Origin of the sequence: Streptomyces bicolor, assembly GCF_000719285.1 — a bacterium.
Lineage (GTDB): Bacteria > Actinomycetota > Actinomycetes > Streptomycetales > Streptomycetaceae > Streptomyces > Streptomyces bicolor.
Map to the genome: position 1 here is coordinate 327,608 of NZ_JOFS01000008.1, position 25,372 is coordinate 352,979.

At 69.9% G+C, this 25,372-nt stretch carries 16 protein-coding genes; 11 read left to right on the top strand and 5 right to left on the bottom strand.

What is annotated here, in order from left to right; genetic code table 11:
* Window positions 1-49 precede the first annotated feature (49 nt).
* From IF78_RS0112890 to IF78_RS0112920, 7 genes are all read left to right on the top strand, one after another.
* Entirely contained in the window at window positions 50-934 is an 885-nt protein-coding gene (locus IF78_RS0112890; RefSeq protein WP_031480795.1) for a carbohydrate ABC transporter permease, read from the top strand.
* Window positions 931-1,803: a carbohydrate ABC transporter permease gene (locus IF78_RS0112895; protein WP_031480794.1), complete on the top strand. Its 873-nt coding sequence runs from the start codon at window positions 931-933 to the stop codon at window positions 1,801-1,803. Before IF78_RS0112890 ends, IF78_RS0112895 begins: the two co-directional genes overlap by 4 nt.
* A gap of 259 nt (window positions 1,804-2,062) precedes the next feature.
* Window positions 2,063-2,959, top strand: a complete 897-nt coding sequence (locus IF78_RS0112900; protein ID WP_267882954.1) for an alkaline phosphatase family protein — start codon at window positions 2,063-2,065, stop codon at window positions 2,957-2,959.
* A complete protein-coding gene (locus tag IF78_RS0112905) occupies window positions 2,956-5,928 on the top strand; it encodes a glycoside hydrolase family 2 TIM barrel-domain containing protein (protein WP_031480790.1) in 2,973 nt (990 codons plus the stop codon). Before IF78_RS0112900 ends, IF78_RS0112905 begins: the two co-directional genes overlap by 4 nt.
* Before the next feature lie 63 nt (window positions 5,929-5,991).
* Window positions 5,992-7,827: a LamG-like jellyroll fold domain-containing protein gene (locus IF78_RS0112910; RefSeq protein ID WP_031480788.1), complete on the top strand. Its 1,836-nt coding sequence runs from the start codon at window positions 5,992-5,994 to the stop codon at window positions 7,825-7,827.
* 20 nt (window positions 7,828-7,847) lie between these two features.
* The gene (locus IF78_RS0112915) at window positions 7,848-9,533 is read left to right on the top strand and encodes a PHP domain-containing protein (RefSeq protein ID WP_031480786.1); all 1,686 of its coding nucleotides are present in this window, start codon (window positions 7,848-7,850) and stop codon (window positions 9,531-9,533) included.
* Window positions 9,533-10,381 (top strand): hypothetical protein, encoded by an 849-nt coding sequence (locus IF78_RS0112920; protein ID WP_031480784.1) that lies wholly within the window; start codon window positions 9,533-9,535, stop codon window positions 10,379-10,381. Before IF78_RS0112915 ends, IF78_RS0112920 begins: the two co-directional genes overlap by 1 nt.
* A 122-nt stretch (window positions 10,382-10,503) precedes the next feature.
* Here IF78_RS0112920 and fxsT (IF78_RS0112925) read toward each other — a convergent pair whose 3' ends face one another.
* Window positions 10,504-14,538, bottom strand: coding sequence for an FxSxx-COOH system tetratricopeptide repeat protein (fxsT, locus tag IF78_RS0112925; RefSeq protein WP_031480782.1), 4,035 nt, complete (start codon window positions 14,536-14,538; stop codon window positions 10,504-10,506).
* 169 nt (window positions 14,539-14,707) lie between these two features.
* Between fxsT (IF78_RS0112925) and IF78_RS44975 the strand changes: the two genes are divergently transcribed.
* The 4 genes from IF78_RS44975 to fxsT (IF78_RS0112945) are packed head-to-tail and all read left to right on the top strand — an operon-like array spanning window position 14,708 to window position 21,463.
* On the top strand, window positions 14,708-15,454 hold the full coding sequence (locus IF78_RS44975) for a TIR domain-containing protein (RefSeq protein WP_051827764.1): 747 nt from the start codon (window positions 14,708-14,710) through the stop codon (window positions 15,452-15,454).
* On the top strand, window positions 15,451-16,326 hold the full coding sequence (locus tag IF78_RS0112935; RefSeq protein WP_031480778.1) for a macro domain-containing protein: 876 nt from the start codon (window positions 15,451-15,453) through the stop codon (window positions 16,324-16,326). Before IF78_RS44975 ends, IF78_RS0112935 begins: the two co-directional genes overlap by 4 nt.
* Window positions 16,327-16,353: 27 nt before the next feature.
* A complete protein-coding gene (locus IF78_RS0112940; protein ID WP_158751353.1) occupies window positions 16,354-17,631 on the top strand; it encodes a TIR-like protein FxsC in 1,278 nt (425 codons plus the stop codon).
* A complete protein-coding gene (fxsT, locus tag IF78_RS0112945; RefSeq protein WP_031480774.1) occupies window positions 17,615-21,463 on the top strand; it encodes an FxSxx-COOH system tetratricopeptide repeat protein in 3,849 nt (1,282 codons plus the stop codon). Before IF78_RS0112940 ends, fxsT (IF78_RS0112945) begins: the two co-directional genes overlap by 17 nt.
* A gap of 23 nt (window positions 21,464-21,486) precedes the next feature.
* Here the strand turns inward: fxsT (IF78_RS0112945) and IF78_RS0112950 are convergent, their stop codons facing one another.
* The 4 genes from IF78_RS0112950 to IF78_RS0112965 are packed head-to-tail and all read right to left on the bottom strand — an operon-like array spanning window position 21,487 to window position 25,268.
* Entirely contained in the window at window positions 21,487-21,942 is a 456-nt protein-coding gene (locus IF78_RS0112950; RefSeq protein WP_031480771.1) for a MaoC family dehydratase, read from the bottom strand.
* An 8-nt stretch (window positions 21,943-21,950) separates the two neighbouring features.
* Entirely contained in the window at window positions 21,951-23,453 is a 1,503-nt protein-coding gene (locus IF78_RS0112955) for an acyl-CoA synthetase (RefSeq protein WP_031480769.1), read from the bottom strand.
* Window positions 23,454-23,463: 10 nt separating this feature from the next.
* Complete coding sequence (locus tag IF78_RS0112960) at window positions 23,464-24,339, bottom strand: amidohydrolase family protein (RefSeq protein ID WP_031480767.1); 876 nt, start codon at window positions 24,337-24,339, stop codon at window positions 23,464-23,466.
* Window positions 24,340-24,350: 11 nt separating this feature from the next.
* Window positions 24,351-25,268, bottom strand: a complete 918-nt coding sequence (locus IF78_RS0112965) for an SDR family NAD(P)-dependent oxidoreductase (protein WP_031480765.1) — start codon at window positions 25,266-25,268, stop codon at window positions 24,351-24,353.
* Between the last annotated feature and the right edge of the window lie 104 nt (window positions 25,269-25,372).

Genomic DNA, 25,372 nt, shown 5'->3' on the forward strand with positions numbered 1-25,372 from the left:
CCCGCGGCGCACACCGCCCGCGGGCGCCGTTCGGCCCAAGCGGCGCGGGGTGCTGTCGTACTGGCGGCAGTACCTGGCGATCTCGCCCTTCTACCTGATCTTCGCCGGCTTCTCCTTCGTCCCCGTCTTCTATTCGCTGTATCTGTCCTTCCAGCGCTACGACGGCCTGGGCACGAAGCAGTTCGTGGGTCTGCAGCAGTACGAGTTCCTCTGGAACGACCCGGTCTTCTGGCTGTCGATCCGCAACACCCTGGCGATCTGGGTGCTGTCGACCGTGCCCACGCTGTTCGGCGCCCTGGTGCTGGCGACGCTGCTGCACTCGGTGCGCCGTTTCAAGGGCTTCTACCGCATCGCGCTCTACGTACCGAACGTCACGTCGATCGTCGCCGTGGCGATCTTCTTCGGCGCGGTGTTCAGCAACAACTTCGGTCTGGTCAACGCGATCCTGGGCACGGTCGGCATCGAGCCCGTCCCGTGGCTGAGCAACCCTTGGCTGATCAAGGTGGTGATCGCGGCGCTGATGACCTGGATGTGGACTGGCTACAACATGATCATCTATCTGGCCGGCCTCCAGGCCATCCCGCAGTCGGTCTACGAGGCGGCCAAGATGGACGGCGCCGGCCCCGTCCGCACCTTCTTCCAGATCACCATTCCGATCATGCGGCCGATCATTCTCTTCACCGTCGTCATCTCGACGATCAACGGCCTGCAGAGCTTCAGCGAACCCCAGGTGCTCTTCGCCAGCAACGCCGCCAACGCGAACCTCGGCGGCCCCGGCCAGGCGGGCCTGACCACGCTGCTGTACTTCTACCAGTCGGCCTTCCTCGACAACGACTACGGCTACGGCGCGGCCATCGTGTGGGCCTTCTTCGTACTGATCATCGTGCTCGTCGTCATCAACTGGCGCATCGTGCAACGAGGGAGGAAGTCATGACGACAGCCGCCACCACATCGCCCGCCGCCGGCGCGAAGCGGCGGCTGCGGCGCCCCAAAGGCCTGACCGCGCACATCCTCCTCGGCCTGGCCGTCCTGATCTCGGTCTTCCCGTTCCTGTGGACGATCGTGATGGCGACCAACACCACCAAGGACATCTACCAGAGCCCGCCGAAGCTGACGTTCGGCACGCATCTGCTGGAGAACATACGGAACGTCCTCAGCACCATCGACTTCTTCGGGTCGATGCTCAACACGATCGTCGTCGCGAGCGTCACCACGGTCCTGGTGCTGTTCGTCGACTCCCTGGCGGCCTTCGCCTTCGCCAAGTTCGACTTCCCCGGACGCAAGGTGCTCTTCGGCACGCTGCTGGTGTTCATGATGCTGCCGCTCCAGCTGGCGGTCCTGCCGCAGTTCATCCTGATGTCGGAGATCGGCTGGGTCGGCATGCTCAAGGCGCTGGTCTGGCCCGCGCTCTCCAACGCCTTCGGCATCTTCTGGCTGCGCCAGTACATCGAGAACGGTGTGCCCGACGAACTGCTCGACGCGGCGCGCATCGACGGTGCCGGGTTCTTCCGTCAGTACTGGAACGTCGCCCTGCCGATGATCAAGCCCGCGTTGTCCTTCCTCGCCATCTACGCCTTCGTCAACGCCTGGAACGACTACGTCTGGCCGCTGATCGTGCTCACCAACCCCGACCACGTCACGCTTCAGGTGGAGCTCGCCCAGCTCAACGTCGGCCACAGCACCGACTACAGCATGGTCATGGCAGGTGTGCTGATGGCGGCCCTCCCCCTGGTCATCGTCTTCAGCATCTTCGCGCGCGGGTTCATCGCGGGCGCCACCGAAGGTGCGGTGCAGGGGAGTTGACCGGTCGTGCCCTGGATCGGCCGGGCCGGATTCGAGCGGTCGGTTCAGGGCGGGTCGGTAGAGGCTGTGTGGCAGGCATGGGCGACGAGAGGGGTGCGCGGTGACGGACGTCGACGCCGGGGGCGGTCAGGCACCGGGTGAGCGTGCGGCGGAGCGGACGGGACCCTTCGCCAGGTGGCCGTCGGCTCGCCGCCTTGCCTCGTGCCTCGCCCGGCCCGCCGCCCGCGGGCCCCGCCGGGACGGGGCCGCGTGGGGCAAGGTGCTCGTCGTCGGCATGGACGGGCTGCGCTACGACAGGCTGACCCGGTCACCGTCCAACGCGCCCGTGCTGCACGGCCTGATGGCCGCGGGCGCCCACGGCACCAGCCTTCTGCCCTACGGCGAGGCGGACGGCCAGGCCGAGAGGGGGCCGTCGACCAGCATGGCCTACACCGACTCCGGGCCCGGCTGGTCGAGCGTGCTGACCGGGGTGTGGCCCGACCGACACGGGGTGACCGGCAACGACTTCATCGGCGCCGACTTCGCCCGCTACCCCGACTTCCTGACCCGCGCCGTCCGAGCCCGGCCCGGCTTTCGCACCGCGGCAGCCGTGTCCTGGCCGCCACTGGTCCGCCGCGGCGTCCTGGGCGCCGCCATCGGTCGGCGGGTGCGCTACAACGGCGAGTTCCGCGGCTACGACACCGCGGACCGCCGCGTCGCCCGCACCGCCCTACGCTGGCTCACCAGGGGCGACCCGGACGTCGTGTTCGTGTACTTCGGCGCCACCGACGAGGCGGGCCACGCCACGGGCCCTCTCTCCCCCGCCTACGACCGCGCCCTCCTCGCCCAGGACACCCACCTCGGACGGCTGCTGGAGGCGATCGACGCCCGGCGCGCGGCCCCCGGGCGCGCCGACGAGCGCTGGACCGTGCTGGTGACCACGGACCACGGTCACCTCGACACCGGCGGCCACGGCGGCGACACCCGCGCCGAGCGGGAGGTCTTCGTCATCCTCGCCGAGCCCGGCATGCCCGGCAGCACCCGGCTCGACACGCCCCGACTCATCGACATCGCCCCCACCGTCCTGGACCGTCTCGGCATCCCCGTCGATCCCGGCTGGGACCTGCAGGGCCGCGCTCTGCCCCGGCACACCGCACCGACCTCGGAATGGCCATGACCGACGCACTCCCCGACCCGCTGACAGCCCTGCGCCCCTGGGAGGCACCCGAGGTGACCTCCTGGGGGCGACTCCCCATGAACGCCGTCGACCGGCGCTCCGGAGCACTCCCCCTCGACGGCGACTGGCGCTTCCAGTTGCTGCCGGTTCCGGACGCGCCGGTCGGCGGTGCGTGGTCGTCGGCGTACGTACCGGGTGTCTGGACCATGCAGGACACGGACGACCGTCCGCAGTACACGAACGTCCGCATGCCGTATCCAGAGTTTCCGCCGTTGTCGCCCGCGCACAGGAATCCGACGGGCGTGTACGAGCGTGAGGTGGAGGTCCCCGCCGACTGGGCCGGCCGCCGGATCGTGCTCCGGATCGGCGCCGCCGAGAGCGTACTGCTGGTGCACGTGGACGGGCGGCCCGTCGGCATCTCCAAGGACTCCCACTTGGCGGCCGAGTTCGATCTGACGGGTCTGGTACGCCCCGGCTCGGCCGCGACCGTACGGCTCACGATCGTCAAATGGTCCGACGCCTCGCACATCGAGGACCAGGACCAGTGGTGGCACGGTGGGATCACCCGCTCGGTGCTGCTGTACGCGACGGATCCCCTCTACCTCGCGGACGTCACCGTGCGGGCGCGGTACAGCGGTGAACTGCGGGTCGACTGTCTGGTGCGGGATACAGGCGGTGCGCTGCCCGCCGGGTGGTATCTGACGGGGGAGCTGGATGGTCAACTCCTCGCACAGGACCGGGAGTTCGACCGTGCGAATGTCGAGGACGAGCGCGTCTCCGACTTCCTCGGCGAGGCCCGGCTGCTGGCCACCGTCCCCGAGGTGCGCGCCTGGAACGCGGAGACGCCCGAGCTGTACGACCTGACCGTCCGCCTGCACCGCGCCGACGGCACGGTCGCCGACACCTCCCGCCACCGGATCGGCTTCCGTGACGTCGAGATCGTGGGCCGCGACCTGCTGGTCAACGGCGAGCGGGTGTTCATCCGGGGCGTCAACCGGCACGACTTCCACCCACTGACCGGGCGGACGGTGTCGTACGACGACATGCGCGCCGATCTGGTGCTGCTCAAGCGCTTCGGCTTCAACGCGATCCGCACCGCCCACTACCCGAACGACCCGGCGCTGTACGACCTCGCCGACGAGCTCGGTTTCTACGTCGTCGACGAGGCGGACATCGAGTCCCACGACCACGCCCACGAGATCGCCGACGACCCTCGCTATCTGAACGCCTTCGTGGACCGGGTCTCGCGGATGGTGCTGCGCGACAAGAACCATCCGTCGGTCATCATCTGGTCGCTGGGCAACGAGTCCGACTACGGCGCGAACCACGATGCGGCAGCCGGCTGGGTGCGCCGCCATGATCCGACCCGGCCGATCCAGTACGAGGGGGCGGCCAAGCTCGACTGGGCGGCGACGGACGACGCCTCCGACATCGCCTGCCCGATGTACGCGCCGCTGGAGGACTGCGTCGCCCACGCCCTGTCGGGCAGACAGACACGCCCCCTCATCCAGTGCGAGTACTCGCACGCCATGGGCAACAGCAACGGCACGCTGGCCGACCACTGGGCTGCCATCGAGGCCACCCCAGGTCTTCAGGGCGGGTTCATCTGGGAGTTCTGGGACCACGGGATTCTGCAACGCGTGAGCGACGGAAGACCGGCCGGGCGTGGGGGCGCCGGGCTCTACGACAACGGTGTCGCCGCGCCCGGGTACCGGTGGGCGTACGGCGGTGACTTCGGCGAGGCGATCCACGACGGCGCGTTCATCGCGGACGGCGTGGTGTTCCCCGACCGCACGCCCAAGCCCGCGATGTACGAGCACCGCGAGATCGCGGCGCCGGTGCGGATCGAGCGCTACAAGCACGAGGGGATCGTCCTCTCCAACCACCAGCACTTCCGCGGCTTCGACTGGCTGGCCGCCGTCTGGGTGCTGTCGCTGGAGGACGGTCGCACGCTGACCGCGCCGGCCGAGCTGCCCGAGCTGTGCCCGGGCGAGACGGCGGCGGTGCCGCTGCCGTTCCCGCTGCCGGAGGACGGCGGCGAGGCGTGGCTGACGCTGCGGGTGACGACGGCGCAGGACCTGCCGTGGGCGCCGCGCGGCACGGAGGTCTGCACGCCCCAGGTACTGCTGCGGGCGGCCGACGCGCGGCCGGTGCCGGTCGCCGCGGGTTCCGTGGAGGTCGACGACGAGGGTCTGCTCGTCCACCCGCTGCTGACGGCCGCCCCGGCGCTGTCGCTGTGGCGGGCGCCCACCGACAACGACGAGCTCGGCGGCATCGCGGGGCGCTGGCGGTCCTGGGGGCTGGACTCGCTGGTCCGCAAGGTCGTCTCCGTGCGCAGGGGCGCCGAGCGAAGCGAGATGGGGGTCCCCCCGGCCGAAGGCTGGGGGAAGGTGACCGTGACCGCGGAGTACGCCGGCACCACCGGTGTCGTCCGGCACCGGCAGGTGTTCACGCCGGTCGAGGGCGGCATGCGGGTCGACGAAGAGGCCGAGCTGCCCGAGGAGTTCCACGACGTGGCCCGGGTCGGCACCGTGTTCGAGACCGTGGCGGGGCTGGACCTGCTGGAGTGGTTCGGGCAGGGACCGTGGGAGTCCTATCCGGACCGGAGCGCGGGCGCGCCGGTGGGCCATCACTGCGTCCCCGTCGACGAGTTGTTCACGCCCTATCTGCGCCCGCAGGAGAGCGGTGGCCGGCACGGCGTACGGCGGTTCACGCTGTCCGCGCCCGACGCGACCGGACTCTCCGTGGTGCTGGACGAGCCGCGCCAGGTCTCCGTCACCCGCTACCGGGCCGAGGACCTGACCGCCGCCGCCCACCATGACGAACTGGTGCCGCGCACCGGCTGTGTGGTGCACATCGACGCGGCGCACCGGGGCCTCGGCACGGCGTCGTGCGGCCCCGACACCTTCCCCTCCTATCGCGTCGCACCGGGCATCCACCGCTGGAGCTGGACCCTGCGCGTTCTCTGAACTCCCCACGCCCCCTCTCTCCCCCCACGCCTCCCCTCCCCCGTCACCCTTCACGGAGCACACGTGTGCACTTCGCATGACCATGCCCAGGGCGAGGCCGCGCAGGCCGGCGCCGGACGACGCAGTTTCCTCCGCGCCACCGCGCTGCTCGGTGCCGCCGCGACGGCCTCGGTCGCCGTCCCGGCGGTCGCCGAGGCCGCACCCGCCAGTGACTGGCGGCCGGACGCCGACAGCCGCCGCTTCACGCTGGCCGTGATGCCGGACACGCAGTACCTGTTCGACGGACCGAGTATCGACAAGGCACCGGTCGAAGCCTCCCTGCGCTATCTGCTGGAGCACGGCCGCAAGGAGAACCTCGTCTTCCTGTCCCACCTCGGCGACCTCACCCAGAACGGCACACAGCCCGAAGTCGCCGCGATCAGCGAGGCGTTCCGGCTCCTGGACCGGCGGGGCGTGGGCTACAGCGTGCTCGCCGGCAACCACGACGTGAAGTCGTCCACCACCGACCAGCGCGGCGCGACACCGTATCTGGACGCGTTCGGGCCGCAGCGGTTCGCGGGCCGGAGGACGTTCGGGGGTGCCTCCCCCGACGGCTACAACACCTTCCACCTCTTCAGGGCCGCCGGGCGCGAGTGGATGGTCCTCGCGCTGGACTGGCGGCTGTCGGAGAAGGGGTACGCCTGGGCCAAGGACGTCCTCGCCCGGCACCCGAAGACGCCTGTCATCCTCACCACCCACGAGCTGGTCGTCGAGGACGACTCCCTGTCGGCGTACGGGCAGCAGCTCTGGGACAGGCTGATCGAGGACCACGACCAGATCTTCCTCACCCTCAACGGGCACTACTGGCCCGCCGCTCGGGCAACCCGCAAGAACGCGGTCGGGAATGACGTGCACCTGCATCTGACGAACTACCAGAACCGCTACTTCGGCGGTGCCGCGATGATCCGGCTCTACCGTTTCGACCTCGACCGCAACGTCATCGACGTGGAGACGGTCTCCCCGTGGATCCTGGGCCGGGCCGCGAAGGGCCTCAACGAGCTGGAGCGGCAGGAGATCGAACTCAGCGGTGACGCCGACCGGTTCACCGTCGACCTCGACTTCGCCGACCGCTTCTCCGGCTTCGACCCGGTGCCCGCACGCCCGGCCCGGCCCGCGTCACGCATGCTGATCCCGGGCACGGTGGCGTACTGGCGCTTCGAGGAACCCGTCGACAGCGCTTCCGGCACCGTCCGGGACCTCTCCGGGCGCGGCAACGACCTCAAACTCGTCACAGTGGGCGGCGGCAAGCTGGGCTGGTCCGCCGACCACCACCGCGACCAGCCCGGCCACGGCAGCCTGGAGTTCCAGGGCTTCAAGTCCCCGCTGAGGGGCGCCTACCTGCGCACGGTCGACGGCGCACCGCTCAACTCGGCGACGTTCAGGTCCGGTTACACCATCGAGGCGTTCTACCGCCTGCCCGCCGACTGGGACCCCTCGCACAACGCCTGGTCGAGCCTGGTCAGCCGTACGGGCACGGGCGGAGCCGCCGGGAAGACCGCCGACGACCCGGACGAGCCGCTCGCCACGCTGTCCCTGTCCAACGACCGGGAGCCGCAGTGGGCGATGCGGCCGCTGAACCAGCAGGGCATCGCCACCAACTGGGGCCAGGAGACGCCGCTGGAGACCTGGTGGCACCTGGCGGTCGTCAACGACGGCGAGCACACGACGATGTACGTCGAGGGCTGCCCGGTCGTCCGCAACCCCAAGGCGTCGTCGATCGGCATCACCTCCGTCGGCCTGCCCTGGCTGCTCGGCGGCTACGAGTACGGCGACAAGATCGACCAGATCCTCTACGGCCGCCTCGGCGACGTCCGTATCGTCGAACGGGCGCTGCCCGTCACCTCCTTCATGAACCACTGACCCCTTTGTCGAGGATCACCGTGACCGAGCAGCAGCTGCCCGACTGGGCCGACCCGTCCGTCTCCGCCGCCGCCCTCGACGCCCAGGGCGTCTCCCGCCGCGGCCTCCTGCACCGCGCCGGCCTGTTCGGCGCCGCCTTCGCGCTCGGCTCCGCGGCCGCGCCGGCAGCGGCGGCCCCGGCATCGGCCCCCGCCGACCGGCGACTGGGCGGCGAGGACCCGCGCCTCGCCTACCTCGTCGGCGACCACCACATCCACACCGTCTACAGCCACGACGCCAAGTACACGTTCTCCCAACTTGCCGCCGCGGGGGCCAAGTTCGGCCTCGACTGGATGGTGTTCACCGAGCACTCCAACTTCGGGCACGCCAAGTACGGCGCCGCGCTGGAGCACGAAGAGATCCGCAAGGCCCGCGCCGAGAACCCCCGCCAGCTGATCTTCCAGGGCCTGGAGTGGTACATCCCGGCCGCCGAGCACTGCACGGTCTTCACGACTCCGGGTGCCAACGAGGTCGACCTGCTCACCAAGTTCGAGAGCGCCTACGACGGCAAGCTGCTCGGCTTCACCGAGGGAGCCGCCGGGGCCGCGAACACCGCCCGCAACGAGGCACACGCCGTCAAGGCCATCCAGTGGCTCGCCGAGCAGCGCAGCACCGGCTACGTCGACGACGTGCTCGTGCTCGCCAACCACCCGATGCGGCTCGGTATCGACTCCCCGCACGAGATGCGGGCCTGGCGGGACGCGGCCCCCGAGATCATGATCGGCATGGAGGGCGCACCGGGCGCCCAGGGCGCCGCCATCCCCGGCTGGCGCGGTGCCACCTCGATCCGCGGCGAGTACGAGAACAAGCCGTCGGCGCAGTCCTGGGCCGGCTACCCGGCGGACGCGTATCTGACGTACGGCGGCTTCGACTGGGCGACGGCGACGGTCGGCGGTCTGTGGGACTCGATGCTGGCCGAGGGCAAGCTGTTCTCGATCACCACGAACTCCGACGCGCACCGGATCGTCTTCGACACCTGGAAGAACGGCGACTGGCCGGCGGGCCAGAACTTCGACAACACGGGCAAGCTCCCCGACCCGGTGAACACCGACGCCCCGCAGCCGGGCAGCGACTTCTGGCCGGGCCAGTTCAGCCGCACCCACGTCGGTGTCACCCGCTACGGCTACCGCTCGGTGATGGCGGGCCTGCGCGCGGGCCGTGTCTGGCTGGACCACGGGCATCTGCTCGACGGCCTCGACGTACGTCTCAAGCGGGACTGCGACTTCGGCCGGGGCGTCACGCTGGGCGGCCGGCTGCGCGTGCGCAAGGGCGAGAAGCTCACGCTGTACGTGACGGTCACGACCGCCTCGCGGGCCAACCCGCAGGGGATCGTGCCGGAGTTGGCGCACGTGGACGTCATCCGGGGCGCGGTGCGCGGTGCGGTGGCCGACCGGGACTCCTGGAAGGCGCCGGACACCAAGGTCGTGCGCGCGTTGGACGTCAGCGGCCGCAAGGGGACGTACACCCTGCGCATCCCGCTCACTGCCTCAGACGAGTCCTTCTACGTCCGGCTGCGCGGCAGCGACGGAAACCGGCACGGGGCGGGCTACCTCGGCGCGTCGGTCGACCCGCACGGGCCGATCCCGCACGAGCCCGGAAACGGTGACCCGTGGGCGGATACGTGGTTCTATTCGAACCCCGTATTCGTCGACGTGGCAGGAGCCTGATGAGACGTCATTTCCTCACCCTCGGTTGCTTATTGGGAGCCCTCACGCTCGGCGCGGGCACCGCGTCCGCGGCCGGTGACCCGCACTGGGCCGAAGCCGGCAGGACCTTTACGGACACGCTGGGCAGCGGGCAGGGCCTGGCGAGCCGCGCGGACGGCTCCCTGCTGTACCGCGGGCTCGCCTCCATCCCCCTGGACCTGCGCATCAAGGGCTGGAACCACGTCGGCGACCCGGACATCGCACGCGGCCACGTCTTCGACGCCTACCAGGGCCCGGACACGGCCACGTCCAAGATGTTCGCGGTGACTACGCCGGCCGGGAAGCGCTACGAGTACGTCCACCAACTCAACCCGGGGGAGAAGCTGAACAACTCCTTCGCCACCGTCTCGCCCGACGGGCAGTGGCTGGTGTCGGGCGAATGGGGCGAGCAGAGGAGACTCCAGGTCTTCCCCGCTCCCCTGCTCAACCCGGCCACCCCGCCGACGGGCGGGGAACTGAAGGAGGCCTGGCAGATCAGCCTGGACAAGCCAGTGCGCGACATCCAGGGCTGCGACTTCGTGACGGACACACGGCTGCTGTGCGCCTCGAACGACGCCACGGGAACGCTCTCCCCCCAACTCCGCCCGCTGCTCCAGGTGGACCTCCCGCGCAAGCTGGACGGTCAGCCGATCACCGGCGCGGTGAAGACCCTGTTCGGGCTGCCGCAGCGCAGCGTGTGCACGGGCACCTTCGAGACGGAGGGCGTCGACTACGACGTGAGCAGCGGCACGCTGCGGGCGGAGATGATCCCGCCGGGGGTGTGCGCGGTGGCGACGGCCGTGTATTCGTACCGGCAGGTCACGGGCTGATCGGCGCGAGGTAGGGGGCCGCGGTCGGTGTGAACTCGGGCGGCGTCATCGTCGTCTTCGCACGCGCGGGCGTCGGCGACCAGACGACCCGCTCGACCCTCGTCGCTTGGGGGGCGAGGCGATCACACGGGCAGCGGCTCCAGGTCCCGGTCGATGCGCTTGCCGTCGCGCACGCTGACGATGTGCGGATGGTCCTCGCCGAGCAACCACCTCAGATCGGCCTCGGCGCTCTCCCGGAGCTGATCGGCCTCGGGGATCCGGCCCAGCTCACGCAGGGTCACGGCGAGGTTGGCGCAGGAGACGACGGTGTCCGGGTGCTTCGGGCCGAGGGCGGACCGGAAGCCGGCCATGGCCATCCGTTCCAGTTCTTCGGCTTCGTGCAGCCCGCCCTGCTCCGCCAGCACGTTGGCCAGGTTGACGGCGGAGGCGAGGGTGTACGGATGGTGTTCGCCGAGGACCTCGCGCAGGATGGCGAAGTTCTGCTCCAGTACCTTGCCCGCCTTGGTGATCTCACCGGTCCCGCGCAGGAAGATGCCGAGGTTGTTGACGGCGGCCAGCGTCGCCGGGTGGCGCTCGCCGGGTGCGGCGCGGTACTGCCGCACCACGTGCTGCGCCAGGTCGAGTGCCTCCTCCCGGGCACCGGTCGCGTACAGGTCGGCCGCATGGCTCAGGCTGCAGTCCAGCACGTCCGGAACGGACGCGGGGATCTCACGCTGCCGGTAGTGCTCGCGGGTCCGGTGAGTCAGTGCGCGAGCCTCCTCCAGCAGGCCGGCCCTGCGCAGCGACACGGCGAGGCTCTTGGCCATGCGCAGGGTCTCGGGATGGACCTCGCCGAACAGTTCCCCGTAGGTCCTGAGGTGGTCGCCCAGCAGTGAGACCGACGTCTGGTACTCACCTGACTCCCGCAGGTCGCGGCCCAGGTTGGCGGCGCTGGCCAGGGTGTGCGGATGCTCCCTGCCCAGGTCGTTGCGCCGCCGGTCGTAGATCTCCTGGTCGATGTCGCGGGCCTCGCCGTAGCAGCCCAGCAGCCGCAGACAGACGGCACGGTTGCTGTTGGCACTCAGGGTGCGCGGGTGGTCCTCGCCGAAGGTCTCCAGGAAGCCGCGGTGGGCCTCGGTGGCCATGTCGAGGGCGTCTGCGAAGCGTCCGACGCTGCCGAGGTCGGTCGCGAGGCCGCTTGCCGTCATGAGAGTGTGCGGGTGGCCCGGGGGCAGCAGCGCGCGTTGGCGGGCAAGGGTCTGCGAGCCCAGAGTCTCCGCGTCGGTGTACTTGCCCGACGAACGCAGCACGTTGGCGATGTGGAAGCGCAGATACAGGAGCTGGATCTGCAGCTCGGTGGCATGGCGTCGGTGGACCTCGATCGTGGCCGCCCGCTCCTCGTCGGTGCCTCCTGCGCCCTCTCTGTCCGCGGCGGCCTTCTCCTCCAGCGCGGCGATCCGGAGGTGCCGCTCGGCCAGTTGCACTTCCCAGAGCCGGCGCAGCTCCTCTCCGAGGGCGAGGGCGGCGGCGAGGTCGCCGCGCTGCCACAGGTAGCGGACTCGGTCGATGAGCAGCTGCCGGGTTTCCGGCTCGTCGCAGGTGCCGGCTTCGGAGGCCTCCAGATGGGGCCAGATCGCCGCGAAGAGGGGCCGGTTCTCCGGGGCGTCGACCGGTTCCTCGCCCGATGGGCGGGCGCCCGCCAGGACGCGGTGGACGATGTGCCGGGCCTCTTCCTGCTCCTGTGGCGTGAGCTGGGAGCGGATCAACACCTGCACCAGCCGGTGCACCTGGATCGACTCGGTGGCCCGGTCGACCTTGGCCAGGGCGAACCTGCCTGTCTCCCGGATCACCCGGCCGAGGACCATCTTTTCCTGCAGCGCGGGGTCCTCCCTGGCCAGGACTCGGATCATCTCGTCGCCGTAGAGCAGCTTCATGGAGATCGGCTCGGCCCCGAAGAAGGCGCACAGCTGAAGCAGGCGTACGGCGGCCGGGGAGCGTTCCTTGAGACGTTCGATGGAGACGTTCCAGGTGGCGGCCACGGGCTGCGGGTAGGTCACAGGCCGGCTGAACGACAGTACACGTTCGGCCTGTTGCTCCAGTTCGGCGAGATAGGTGTCGACGGACGTGCCGGTCTCGGCCAGCCATGCCCCGGCTTGGTCGAGGGCCAGCGGCAGGTCACCGACGGCGGTGGCGACCCGGTCTGCGTCCTCGGTGGTGAGATCCGCGACCCGGCGCAGCAGATGCTCGATGCTCTCCTCCCGCGGGAACAGGTCGATCTCGAGGGCCTCGCCGTACTGCCGCCAGTTCTGGTTGCGCGAGGTCACCAGGATGTGGCCGCTGCCGCCCGGAAAGTGCCGGCTGACCTCCTGCGGCTCGTCGGCGTTGTCGAAGACCAGCAGCCAGCGCAGTGTCGCACTCGACCGGCGCAGATGGTCGCACACCTCCTGAGCGGCCTGCCCCGCGTCGTCGCCGACGCGCAGCCCCAGCCTCGGGGCCAGGTCCGCCAGGGCGGAGACGACGAGTTCGTTCTGTTCCGAGGCGATCCACCACACCAGGTCGTAGTCGGCGGCGAAGCGATGCACGTACTCCAGGGCGATCTGGGTCTTGCCGACACCTCCCAGCCCGTACAGGGCGTGCATCCCAGGCAAGCCGCCCGAGGCACTGCCGCCGAGCCGGTCGCGCAGCCGCTCCAGCAGGGCGCTGCGGCCGGTGAAGGAGGCGTTGCGGGGCGAGACGTTCCAGAACCTGGGCGCGGTGCCCGGGAAGCGTGCCTGCATGGGCCGGCCGTCGTCCAGCGATTCCGCGGGCAGGGCGGGCTCGCCCAGGGCGCGCAGCATCGCTGTGGTGGCCTGTGTCTCGTCCAGCCGCACCAGGTCCACCTGCGCCGACTCGCTGAACGACGGCACGGGCCGGATGTCGCCCACCCGCACGGCGACGACCTGGCGCCGCCCGGAGCGGTTGCCGCCGGTCGCGGCCTCCCACACCTGGCGGGCCCGTGCGGAGCGCTGGTAGGCCGGGGAGAGCACGACGATCGTGCGGTCGGCCGGCTTCTCCACACCGTCGTTCTCGCCGCCGACGTACTTCGGCAGCACCCGGAAGCCGGCCCGGGTGAGCAGCAAGGCGATCCAGTCGGCCCACATCCGGTCCTCGGAGACATAGCTGAGGTGCAGGACGGCCGGGAGCGGCGAACGGCTGCGGTTGAACGACCTCTTGACGCCCAGGCGCACCTCCTCGTCCACACGCGGCAGAGCGGTGACGGCCCGGTCGGTGAGGACTCCGGTGAGCCGTTCGAAGGCCGCCAGCAGTGATCCGGCGACCCCGGCCTCGTCGCCGAAGGTGGCCAGCGTCTCCTCGTAGGCGTAGTAGGGACGGTACGGAACCTCCACCGAGCCCCAGTAGGAGGTCAGTTCGTCGTCGGTCAGGCCGGCGGGGAAACCGGCGAACCTCGCCCGGGCCAGGGAACGTCCGGCGTCGGCCTTCTCCTTCTCGCCCTCGTCGATGCGCATGGGGACGGGCAGGACGCGGATGCTGCGGCTGCGGAAGCGCTCGTGAATGTCGTGGGCAACCGCGGAGGCGCCATCGATGCTCTGGTTGCTGAAGGTGAAGCAGTCCACCAGGATGTCGGGCAGGTGAGCGGTGCAGATGTCGGCGATGTCGGACAGTCCGGTGCGGCTGTCGATCAGGACATAGTCGTAGTTCTGCCGCATGTCCTCGCGCAGGGCGTCGAAGAACACACCACCGCCGAGGTGTTCGTAGAAGTTGTCCCAGTCGAAGGTGCTGACGAACGCCGAGTAGTCACGGTTCTGCCGGCCCGCGGTCACCAGGTCGAGTGTGCCCGGCTCCGGGAACGGCCACTCCAGGGAGACCGCGCGGCGCTGGATGCGGGCGTAGTCGCGATGCCAGTCCGGCGGGCGCTGCTCGCTGTCAGCGCCGCCGGCCGCCCAGGCGTAGTCGGTCAGGAGATCGATGACGCCGGTGGTGGCGCCCACCGTGGCGGGGTCGAGAAACGGATGGAAGAACCTGTGCAGGCCCGGCGCCTCCAGGTCCCAGTCCACGGCCAGTACCCGTTTGCCATTGGCGGCGAGGATCCAGGCGACGTTGGCCAACGCCATCGTGCGGCCTGTACCGCCCTTGTACGAGTAGAACGTGACAATGCGTCCGTCACGGTCATCGGTCATCGCCGCTCCCCGCCATGCCGTGTCGGACCCGTGCCGTGGCCGCTTCGGGTTGTCGCGTGCCGACTTCTCCAGATTAGCCGTCGGGGCGTCTGTGTGCTTCCGTCCAGGCGCAGTTGGCCCCGGCGGGGCTTATCCTCGCAGCGGGCTGCAGACCCAGGGGGGACGGGGAATGAAGATCTTTCTGAGCTGGTCCGGACGCGCCTCCCAGCAGTGCGCCGAAATACTCGCCGAATGGCTGCCTTTCTTCAGCGACGAGATCGAGCCCTTCGTCTCCTCGGACAGCATCAGGAAGGGAGCCCGCGGCCTGGACGAACTGAAGGAACAGCTCGACAAGAGTTCCTTCGGGATCGCCTGCATCACCCATTCCAACCTTGACGCCCCGTGGATCACTTTCGAATCGGGAGCTCTGTCGAAGGAGGTCAATGAGCACGCGGGGCGCGTCGTGCCGTTCCTCCTCGAAGGCAGTCACGCCGATCTGGAGATCGCGAGCAGTCCGCTCCGCCAGTTCCAGTCGACCCGGGCGCACGACAAGGAAGATGTACTGAAGATGGTGCGGACGATCAATGAGGTCCTCTGCAAATCCGCCGGCCGCCATCCCGACGACACTCGACTCACGAAGCGGTTCGCCAAAGCGTGGCCCGATCTGAGCGACGCCCTGGCAGAGATCGACCTGGCGGCGGACGGCGACGGGCACGGACCACCCCGCCGGTCGCAGACGGAGATCCTGGAGGATCTGGCCTCCCTGCTGAAGGAACAGATCAGCCGTATCACCGACTTGGAACGGGCCGTGGACGCCCTCCGCAACGGCCATGGCACGCCCCCCAGGAAGCTGACCAGATTCGTGGGTGTCTACGACGAGCCCGTCGTCCCGGTCGCCGTCACGGCACAGCCCCCCGGCGAGGACGAGGCGGGATGAGCCCAGGCCTCAGGCACCGGCTGCGGATCCTGTTCGGCACGCGTCTCGGGCTGTCGACGGCCGGACGGGCCTGTGCCGTGCAGTTCGGCGTGCTGTCGGGTGCCGCCCAGCTGTATCTGACGTTCTGGCCGGACAGCCGTTTACCACGCGGTGCGACGTTCCTTGTCCTGGCGGGCGTTGCGCTGGCCGGAGGCATCGTGCAGTCCTGGCCACGCGACCGTGCCGACCACGAGTTCAGCCATCCGGAGTTCGGCGTTACCGTGGCTGTCGGTGACCTGTTCGACCAGCCGTGTCACCTGGTGATCGGATGCAACGACGTGTTCGACACCGACACCACCGACGATCTGGTGATCGCGCGCCGCAGTGTGCAGGGCCAGTTGCTGCATCGGGTCTATGCCGGGGAGGTCGACCGGCTGGACGGTGAACTCGAAGTCGCGCTGACCGGGAAGCAGCCGGTCAGGGTGGAGGAACGAGCAACGAAGCGGGCCGGCAAGTTGTGCCGCTATCCGGTCGGCACGGTCGCCGTCCTCGGCCTGCCCGCCCAGCGCTACTTCCTCAGCGCCTACGGCACCATGGGCAACGACCTGACGATCAGCTCGAAGCCCGACGACATCTGGCTCAGTCTCGGCGAGCTGTGGCGGGCGGTGCATGTGCACGCCCGGCGCGAGGCGGTGGCCATGCCGGTCATCGGCTCGGACCTGGCCCGCATCGACAGCATGGACCACGCCGGCCTGATCAAGCTGATCCTGCTGTCGTTCGTCACCAGGTCACGGCAGTCGGTCATCTGCAAAGAGCTGACGATCGTCGTCCGCCCGGAGGAGTATGAGCGCGTCGACATGCTGGAGCTGGCCGCGTTCCTGCGGACGCTCTGACCATCGGACCCGTGGGGAGGGCTTCGCGTGGCGCAGGAACGGAGCGAGGCACATTCGAAAAGGCCCTACTTCTTTCTGAGTTACGCGCACACGCCGCGCCTCGATCCCTACGACGCCCCTGATCCGGACATGTGGGTGCACCGGCTGTTCCGAGACCTGTGCGAGCACGTCATGTATATGACGGTCACCCCCGCCGGCGCACCCATCGGATTCATGGATCGTGAGACGAGGGCTGGGGAGATCTGGAGCAACCAGACGTCCGAGGCGCTCGCCACCTGCCGGGTGTTCGTCCCCATGTACTCCCCCCGCTACTTCATCAGCGACACCTGCGGCCGAGAGTGGTCGGCCTTCTCCCAGCGTCAGGCACAGCACAGCAGGTCGTCGCCACCGGGTCTCCCGGCCATCGTGCCGGCGCTTTGGACCCCCGTACCGTCCCACAATCTTCCCCCCGCCGCGCGGAGCCTGCAGTACGACCACGAGCGGTTCGGCCGGGAGTACGCCACGTTCGGCCTGTACGGGCTGATCAAGCTGCGGTCGTACCGCCGGCAGTACGAGGAGACCACCTACCGGCTGGCTCAGACGATCGTCGCCACAGCGGCGCAGAACCCGCTCCCCGCCGGACACCCCCTGGACTTCACCCAGCTGCCCAGCGCCTTCGAGCAACGCACCGGCCTGCGCCGGATTCGCATCGTGGTGGCCGCGCCCAGCCGTGAGGAGCTGCCGCCGGGGCGCCCCGAACGGTGCTACGGCCCCTCCGCCCTCGACTGGAATCCCTACCGCGAGAGCGACACGGACACCACCCGGCCACTCGCTGAGATCGCCGCGACCATCGCGGAGCGGCTCGACTACCGGGCCACGGTCGAATCACTCGACGAAGTGGCCGGCGGTCTGCTCGCCGGGCGGCGACCGGACGGTCCGACACTGATGCTGCTGGACAAATTGGTCCTTTCCGACCCGAAACGGCAGGCGCTGCTGACCAAGGTGGATGAAGCTGAGCTGCCGTGGCTCGGGGTGGTCGTGCCGTCCAATCCGTCCGACCCGGACGACGAAACCGGACTCGAGTTGCAGACGGCCCTGGAGCGGCGACTCCCCCGGACCGTCAGGCGCGTCCGGAGCGTCCCGCGGGCGGCGATGGCCGGGGTTCCCACCCTGGCCGACTTCGTCGCCCTCCTGCCCCACGTGATCCAGTGGGCGGCCGCGCAGTTCCTCCGGTTCACCCCGAGCCATCCGCCCCCGGGTTCCGCGCCCCCCCGGTTCCGGCTGGGAGGACCCGTCGAGGAGGCATCCGATGACCGCCGCCCCTGACGGACAGATCATCACCTTCTATTCCCAGAAGGGCGGTACCGGACGGACCATGGCACTGGCCAATGTGGCATGGATCCTTGCTTCCAACGGCTACCGCGTCCTGGCATCGGACTGGGACATCGAGGCGCCGGGCCTGCACCGCTATTTCCACCCGTTCCTCGACGCCGCGGCCTCCGGCGCGACGACGGGCGTGCTCAATCTCTTCACGGACTACGTGGCGGACCGGCGCACCGGCGCCGAACCGGAGGCGGACGTGATACGCCGTCATGCCAGCGTGCTGCCGCACTCCGTTTCGGTCGACTGGCCCTTCCCCGACGACGGAACCCTCGACTACATGCCCGCGGGGCGGCGGGACGCGGAGTACTTGACGCATCTCATGGGCTTCAACTGGGGAGACTTCACCGAGTTCCTCGGCGGCGTCCGGTTCCTGGAGGCGTTGCGCCATGACATGAGGAGCCGCTATGACTACACCCTGATCGACAGCCGTTGCGGGGTGAGCGACCTGGTCGCCCTGTGCACCATGGACCTGCCGGACGTGGTGGTGAACTGCTTCACGCTGAGTTCGCAGAGCATCGCGGGCGGGGCGGCCATGGCCCGGACCATCCGGCACAACGCGAGACCGCGTGACGTCCAGGTGTTGCCGGTCGCCATGCGGGTCGCGGAGGGGCGAGCCGACCGGCTGACCGCCGCGCGGGAACTGGTCCGTGTCTCCATCCCCGGCCAACCGGACGGCAGCCGGGCCTGCTTGGAGATCCCGCATCGGCAGGACTACGCCTACGAGGAGATACTCACCGTGTTCGGCGACCCGCCCGGCAGCCCCGACAGCCTGCTGGCGGCCCTCGAACGGCTGACGGGCCAGATCACCGCCGGCGCCGTGACCAGCTTCCCGGCCCTCGACGACGACCTGCGCAGACGTCATCTCACCTCGTACGTACGGCCGCTGTCACCCGTCGCCACGCCGCTGAGGCTGTGGCACGCGCCGGAGGACAGGATGTGGGCCGACTGGGTCCGCTGGGTACTCACCCGCTCGGGCTTCGAAGTGCTCGCCCCCGACGCCGGTGCCGGTCCGACGCCTTCGGGCACGACACCGCGCACTGTGGCGCTGCTGTCCTCGTCCTTTCTGCGCTCGACGCGGTCACGCACGCTGTGGGAGCGCGTCGCCCCGCCCCGACCCGGCTCGCCCGGGCAGCTGGTCCCGTTCCGTATCGAGCCCATCACGCTCGCGCCACCGTTCAGCGACCACGGCCCGGTAGACCTGACCTCCCTCGACGAGTCGCACACCGCCCAGACCGTCCTGCGCAGCGTCGGGCTCTCCGGCGAGGCGACCCTGCGACCGCTGGAGTCCGCCCGGCCCCGGTTTCCCGGCCGCACGCCCACCGTATGGCAGGCCCCGCCACGCAATCCGTTCTTCGTGGGCCGCGACAGGCATCTGGACCAGCTGCACGCCATCCTCGACGTCAGCCGTCGTCAGGCCGCGGTACTTCCCCGCCAGGGCCTCGGTGCCTGCGGGCGCACCCAGCTCGCCGTGGAGTACGCCCATCGTTTTCAGGCGGCCTACGACCTGGTGTGGTGGGTGCGTGCGCAGAGCCGGGAGTCGACGTTGCTGTCACTGGCACGGCTGGCCGGCCGTCTCGGGCTGCGTCACGGCGACAGCGTTCCCGAGGCCGCTCGTCGGACCCTCGACGAGTTGGGCTCGGGCGCACCGTACGACCGATGGCTGCTGGTCTACGACAACGCCGGCGGCCCGCAGAGCCTCGACGGGCTGCTGCCCTCCGGTGCGCACGGGCATGTGCTGGTCACCTCCCGCGACCGCCGCTGGACCGGGACGACGGACACCGTGGAGGTCGACGCCTTCACCCGGGAACAGAGCATCGAGCTGCTGCGCCGGCGCGTGCCGGTGCTGGCCCCCAACGACGCCGACCGGATCGCCACGGCCGTGGAGGACATGCCGCTCGCGGTGACGCAGGCGGCGTCGTGGCTGGCGCAGACCCCACAGGTGGAGGACTACCTCCGGCAACTCGCCGAGCAGCGGCACGCGTTACCGTCGACCCAGCCCGGCGGTCCGGTCGCGGCCACTACCCTGCTGGCCCTGGCCACCTTGCGCGAGCGTGCTCCTGCGGCGCTGCGGCTGCTCATGCTGTGCTCTCATCTCGCTCCGCTGCCGGTGCCGTTGGCGCCGTTGTACACCGACACCGCGCTGCGTCTTCTGCGCCCCCACGACCCCGGCGTGCACGAGCGGTTGCTGCTGGGCAAGGCGGTGCAGGAACTCAGCCGGCTCGGCCTGACCGAGGTCGACCAGGCCGGTCACACGCTGAGAGTGCACCGCATCGTGCAGGCTCTGGTACTCGCTGCGGTTCCCGAGTCCGAGGACGAGAAGATCCGCCATGAGGCACACCGGTTGCTCGGCGCCGCCGGACCGCGCCGCGACAGGTCCGGCGGCGACACCGACGACGAGACGTCCGAGGAGCTGTGGCCGCACCTCGATCAGACGCGGGCCGATGAGTGCGGGGACGACGACATCCGGGAGATGCTCATCGAGCGGCTGGGCCGCACCGTACGGCTCGGCATGCCGGAGCGCGCGCTGGAACTGGGGCGTCGGCTCGACCAGGGCTGGAGCCGGGGCGGCGTGGACGGTGAGCACCAGGTGCTGCGACTGCGTACCCATCAGGCGGCCGCGCTGCGGAGCCTGGGCGCCTATGGGGAGGCATCCGGTCTGGACGCCGACACGCTGAGCCGTCAGCGCGAGCTGCTGCCGCCGGGCCACGCGCACACACTGATGACCGCCGCAGGTCTGGCCGAGGACCTGCGGGCGCTGGGCCGTGTCGGTGAGGCCCTGCGACTGGCCCGTGAGGTGTCGGCCGGTTTCCGGGATTCCTTCGGTGAGGAGCACCCGCAGGCGCTGTCCGCGTCCGAGGCGTTCGCCAGGTCGCTGTCCCTGACGGGCGAGTACTCGGCCGCCCGGGAGAAGAGTCTGGCCGCCCTGCAGCGCCGGCGCGAGGTGCTGGGCAACGGTCATCCGTCGGCCCTGGTGTCCACGCTCGGGCTCGGCCGGGACTTGCGTGAAGTGGGCGACTACGCCGGTTCCGTGACTGTACTGCGGCCGGCTCTCAATGAGTTGCGGGGGCACAGCACACGCGGTGCGCTGCGTGCGACCGTCAGTCTCTCGGTTTCGCTGCGCCGCATGGGCGAGCTGAAGGAGGCCGAGGCGCTCGCCTCCGCGGCCGACCGGGAATACGACTCCGGGTGGGACAGGGACGACGGCGATCGGCTGGCCTGTGGGCTCAATCTGGCGGTCCTGGCAGCCGACGTCGGTGATCTGGCCGCCGCACGCACCGCCATCAGCCTCCTCCAGCACCGGTTCCTCCGGCTCCGCGGCCCCGAGCACCCCGACCTCGCGGTCTGCGACCACAATCTCGCGGTCTGCCTCCGCTCGGCCGGGGAGGCCAACGAAGCGCTGGCGACAGCCACCCGGACGGTGCGGTCCCTCGGCGCATGCCTCGGCGACACCCACCCCTACACCCTCTGCGCCAGGCTCACACTCGCCAACGTGCTCGGTGACCTGGAGCAGTTCGACAGGGCCGAGGAGGTGTCACGCTCCTGTGCGGCGACTCTGCACGACTGCCTGGGGTCCAGCCATCCCGACAGCCTGATCGCCGACCTCGCCCTGGCGGTCACGCTGCGCTCACTGGGCCGGATCCCGGAGGCCACGCGGCTGCGGGACGGGGCGGTGTCCCTGTTCGCCCGCCGGCTCGGGGCCGGCCATCCCTGGACGAAGGCGGCACGGAACTGGCAACGGATCGACCGTGACCTCGAACCGCTGTTGCCCGCGTAGCCGTCTCGAAGGGGGTATCCGCCTCAGGCGTAGAACCGCGACAGACTCTGCAGCACCGCCGCCGGCTTGGCCCCGCCCTCGATCTCGATCGTCCCGTCGACCGTGATCTGCACGCCGCCCGGCACCTCCTCGACCTCGGCGAGCTTCCCGACCAGCCGTATGCGCGAGCCGACCTTGACCGGTGACGGGAAACGTACCTTGTTCAGGCCGTAGTTGACCTTCGTCGTGACGCCCTGGACGTCGAGCAACTCGGTGAACAGGGGGATGAAGAGGGAGAGGGTGAGGTAGCCGTGGGCGATGGGAGCGCCGAAGGGGCCCTCGGCGGCCTTCTCGGGGTCGACGTGAATCCACTGGTGGTCGCCCGTGGCGTCGGCGAACGTGTTGATGCGCTCCTGGGTGATCTCTATCCATTCGCTGGTGCCGAGGTCGCTGCCGGCGAGCTTCTTCAGTTCGTCGAGGCCGTTCACGGTGATGCTCATGCTCTTCCTTACTGGTTGCCGTACCGGTTGCGGACACGGGACTTGAGGAGTTTTCCGGAGGCGGTGCGCGGCAGTTCGTCCGCGAGCACCACCGATTTCGGGATCTTGTACTTGGCGAGGCGGCCGGCGAGGGACGCGAGGATCTCCTGCGGGTCCGGCGAGGCTCCCTCACGCGGTACGACGACCACGCGCGGCACCTCGCCCCACTTGTCGTCCGGCACCCCGATCACCGCGCACTCGACGATGTCCGGGTTGGAGAGGAGCAGGTCCTCGATCTCGGCGGGGTAGATGTTCTCGCCGCCGGAGATGATCATGTCCTTGATGCGGTCGACGATGAAGACGTAGCCGTCCTCGTCGACCCGGGCGGCGTCCCCGCTGCGGAACCAGCCGTCCACGAAGGAGGCGGCCGTCTCCTCGGGCAGCCCCCAGTAGCCGGGCATGACATGCGGGCCGCGCACCACGACCTCGCCGGTCTCACCGACGTCGACCGGCGCCATGTCCGGCCGTACGACGCGTACGTCGCTGAAGAAGTGCGGTACGCCGGCCGAGCCCGCCTTGCTCACCGCGTGCTCGGCGTCCAGGAACAGCGTCCCCGGGGCCGCCTCCGTCATGCCGTAGCCCTGAAGGAACGTCAGACCGCGTTCCTGGTAGGCGGCGATGAGCGGCGTCGGCACCGGGGAGCCGCCGCAGGTGAGGATGCGCAGGGAGGACAGGTCGGCGTCGGGCCAGCGGGGGTGCCGGGCCACCTGGTCGAACATCGTCGGCACGCCGAACATGAAGGTGATCCGGTGCCGTTCGATCAGGTCGAAGGTGGCGTCCGGGTCGAAGGCCTCGACCAGGACGCAGGTGCCGCCCTTGAGCAGGACCGGGAGCGTCAGCATGTTCAGGCCCGCCGTGTGGAACAACGGGGCCGAGACCAGGGCGCGTTCGTCGGCGATCAGGTCGGTGTCGACGAGGACGTTGAGCGCGTTCCAGGTGATGTTGCCGTGGGTGAGCATCGCACCCTTGGGGCGGCCGGTGGTGCCCGAGGTGTACATGATGATGCAGGTGTCGTCCGGGGTGACCGGGGCGTCGATGGGCTCCTCGGAGGCCGACGCCAGCGCATCCTCGTATTCGGCGCCCACTTCGAGGTAGGCACGGACGTCGGTGCTGCCCGGCAGTCCGGCGACGAGTCCTGCGTACGAAGGACCGTATACAAGCGCCTTGGCTCCCGAATCCGAGAGCTGGTAGGCGATCTCGGGCCCCGCCAGGCGGATGTTGAGCGGCACGAAGACCGCGCCGAGCGTGCCGGCCGCGAACAGGGTCTCCAGGTAGGAGGGATGGTTCGGACCCAGGTAGGCGATGCGGTCGCCGCGGCGCACCCCACGGTCGCGCAGGGCGTGGGCGAGGCGGGTGGTGCGTGTGTGCAAGGTGCGGTAGTCCGTCGACTGTTCGCCGTGGATCAGGGCGGTGCGGTGCGGGGTCTTGCGGGCCCGGCGTGCGGGCCACGACCCCAGTCCCTCGTTGCGCATGTCACGCCCCTTACGGTTTCGTCAGCCCGAGCAGACGGGCGGCGTTCTCCTTGAGGATCCTCGGCCTCACCTCGTCCTTGATCGACAGCTTCTCGAAGTCGGCGAGCCAGCGGTCGGGGGTGAGGACGGGGAAGTCGGAGCCGAAGAGGACCTTGTCCTTGAGCAGGGTGTTGGCGTACTGCACGAGCTGCGGCGGAAAGTACTTCGGCGACCACCCGGACAGGTCGATGTGCACGCCGGGCTTGTGGGTGGCGACGGCGAGGGCCTCGTCCTGCCAGGGGAAGGACGGGTGCGCAAGGATGATCTTCAGGTGCGGGAAGTCGGCCGCGACGTCGTCGACGTGGAGCGGGTTCGAGTACTTCAGGCGGATGCCGCCGCCACCCGGGACTCCGGCGCCGATGCCCGTCTGGCCCGTGTGGAACAGGGCGATGGTGCCCGTCTCCTCGATGACCTCGTAGAGGTCGTACGCCACGGAGCGGTCGTTGGGGAAGAAGCCCTGGATGCTGGGGTGGAACTTGAAGCCCTTCACCCCGTACTCCTCGACCAGCCGACGGGCCTGCTTCACGCCCGCCCTGCCCCGGAAGGGGTCGATGGAGGCGAAGGGGATCAGCACGTCGGCGTTGGCGGCGGCCGCCTCGGCGACCTCCTCGTTCGGGACCGGTGGGGTGCCGGTCGCGGACTCGGCGTCGACCGTGAAGATCACGGCGGCCATCTTCCGCTCGCGGTAGTACGCGGCGGTCTCCTCGAGGGTCGGCTTCCGCTTGCCCTCGACCTTGAAGTAGGCGGAGGACGCGTCGTGCAGGTCGTCGTCCAGCGAGGAGTGGCCCTTGGAGGAGACCTCCGCGTGCGTGTGGACGTCGATCGCGACGAGTTCGTCGGGATTCATGGAGGGGGCCATCACGCCTCCGGGAACTTGGGCGCCGGAATGCCGACCGACTGGAGCTCGGCGCCGACCGAGGTGGGCCACACGTCGGCCAGGGCGTCGGGGGTCCAGCCGCCGTCCGCGAACGCCGCCGAGATCTCCTGCGGATGCGACCAGAGTGCCACCTTGTCCCCGCCGATGCCGATGCACTGACCGGTCACGCTCCGGGCCGCCTCGGAGGCGAGGAAGGGGACGAGGGCCGCGCAGTCCTCGGGGGTGCCGAAGCCCTCGCCCTTGCGCAGGAAGTCGGGCAGCGGCTCGCCGTTCTTCATGGCCTCGATGTACGGGGCGAAGGCGGGGATGGTCTCGGTCATCGCGGTGGCGGCGACCGGCACGATCGCGTTGACGGTGATGTTCGCGCGGCCCAGCTCCATCGACCAGGTACGGGCGAAGGCGGCGATGCCGGCCTTGGCGGCGGCGTAGTTCGTCTGCCCGAAGTTGCCGCGCTGCCCGGCCGGGGAGCCGACCAGGATCAGGGTGCCGCCCTCGCCCTGCTCGCGCATGCGGACGGCGGCGGCGCGGGCGCAGGTGAAGGTGCCCTTGAGGTGGGTGGTGAGCACCGCGTCGAAGTCGTCGTCGGTCATCTTCCACAGGACCTTGTCGCGCAGGATGCCCGCGTTGGTCACCAGGATGTCGAGCCGCCCGAACTCCTCGACCGCGCGGTTCACCAGCCGGTCCGCGGCCTCGGTGGTGCCGACCGGGACGACCTCGGCGACGGCCGTGCCGCCCTCCTCGGTGATGGCCTTCACGGCCGCCGCGGCCACGGCCTCGTCGACGTCGTTGACGACCACGGAGGCGCCGTGGGCGGCCAGGGCCTGCGCATAGGCGAGGCCGAGGCCCCGGCCGCTGCCGGTGACGACGGCGACCTTGCCGGTGAGATCGATGCTGGGCACGGGCGGGTCCCTTCAAGTGGGGTGCGAACAATTGCGGCTGCGAGATCGAAGGTAAGAACAATAGTTGTCGACGTCAATAGTTGTTGTCGACTCGTCCTTGCGTC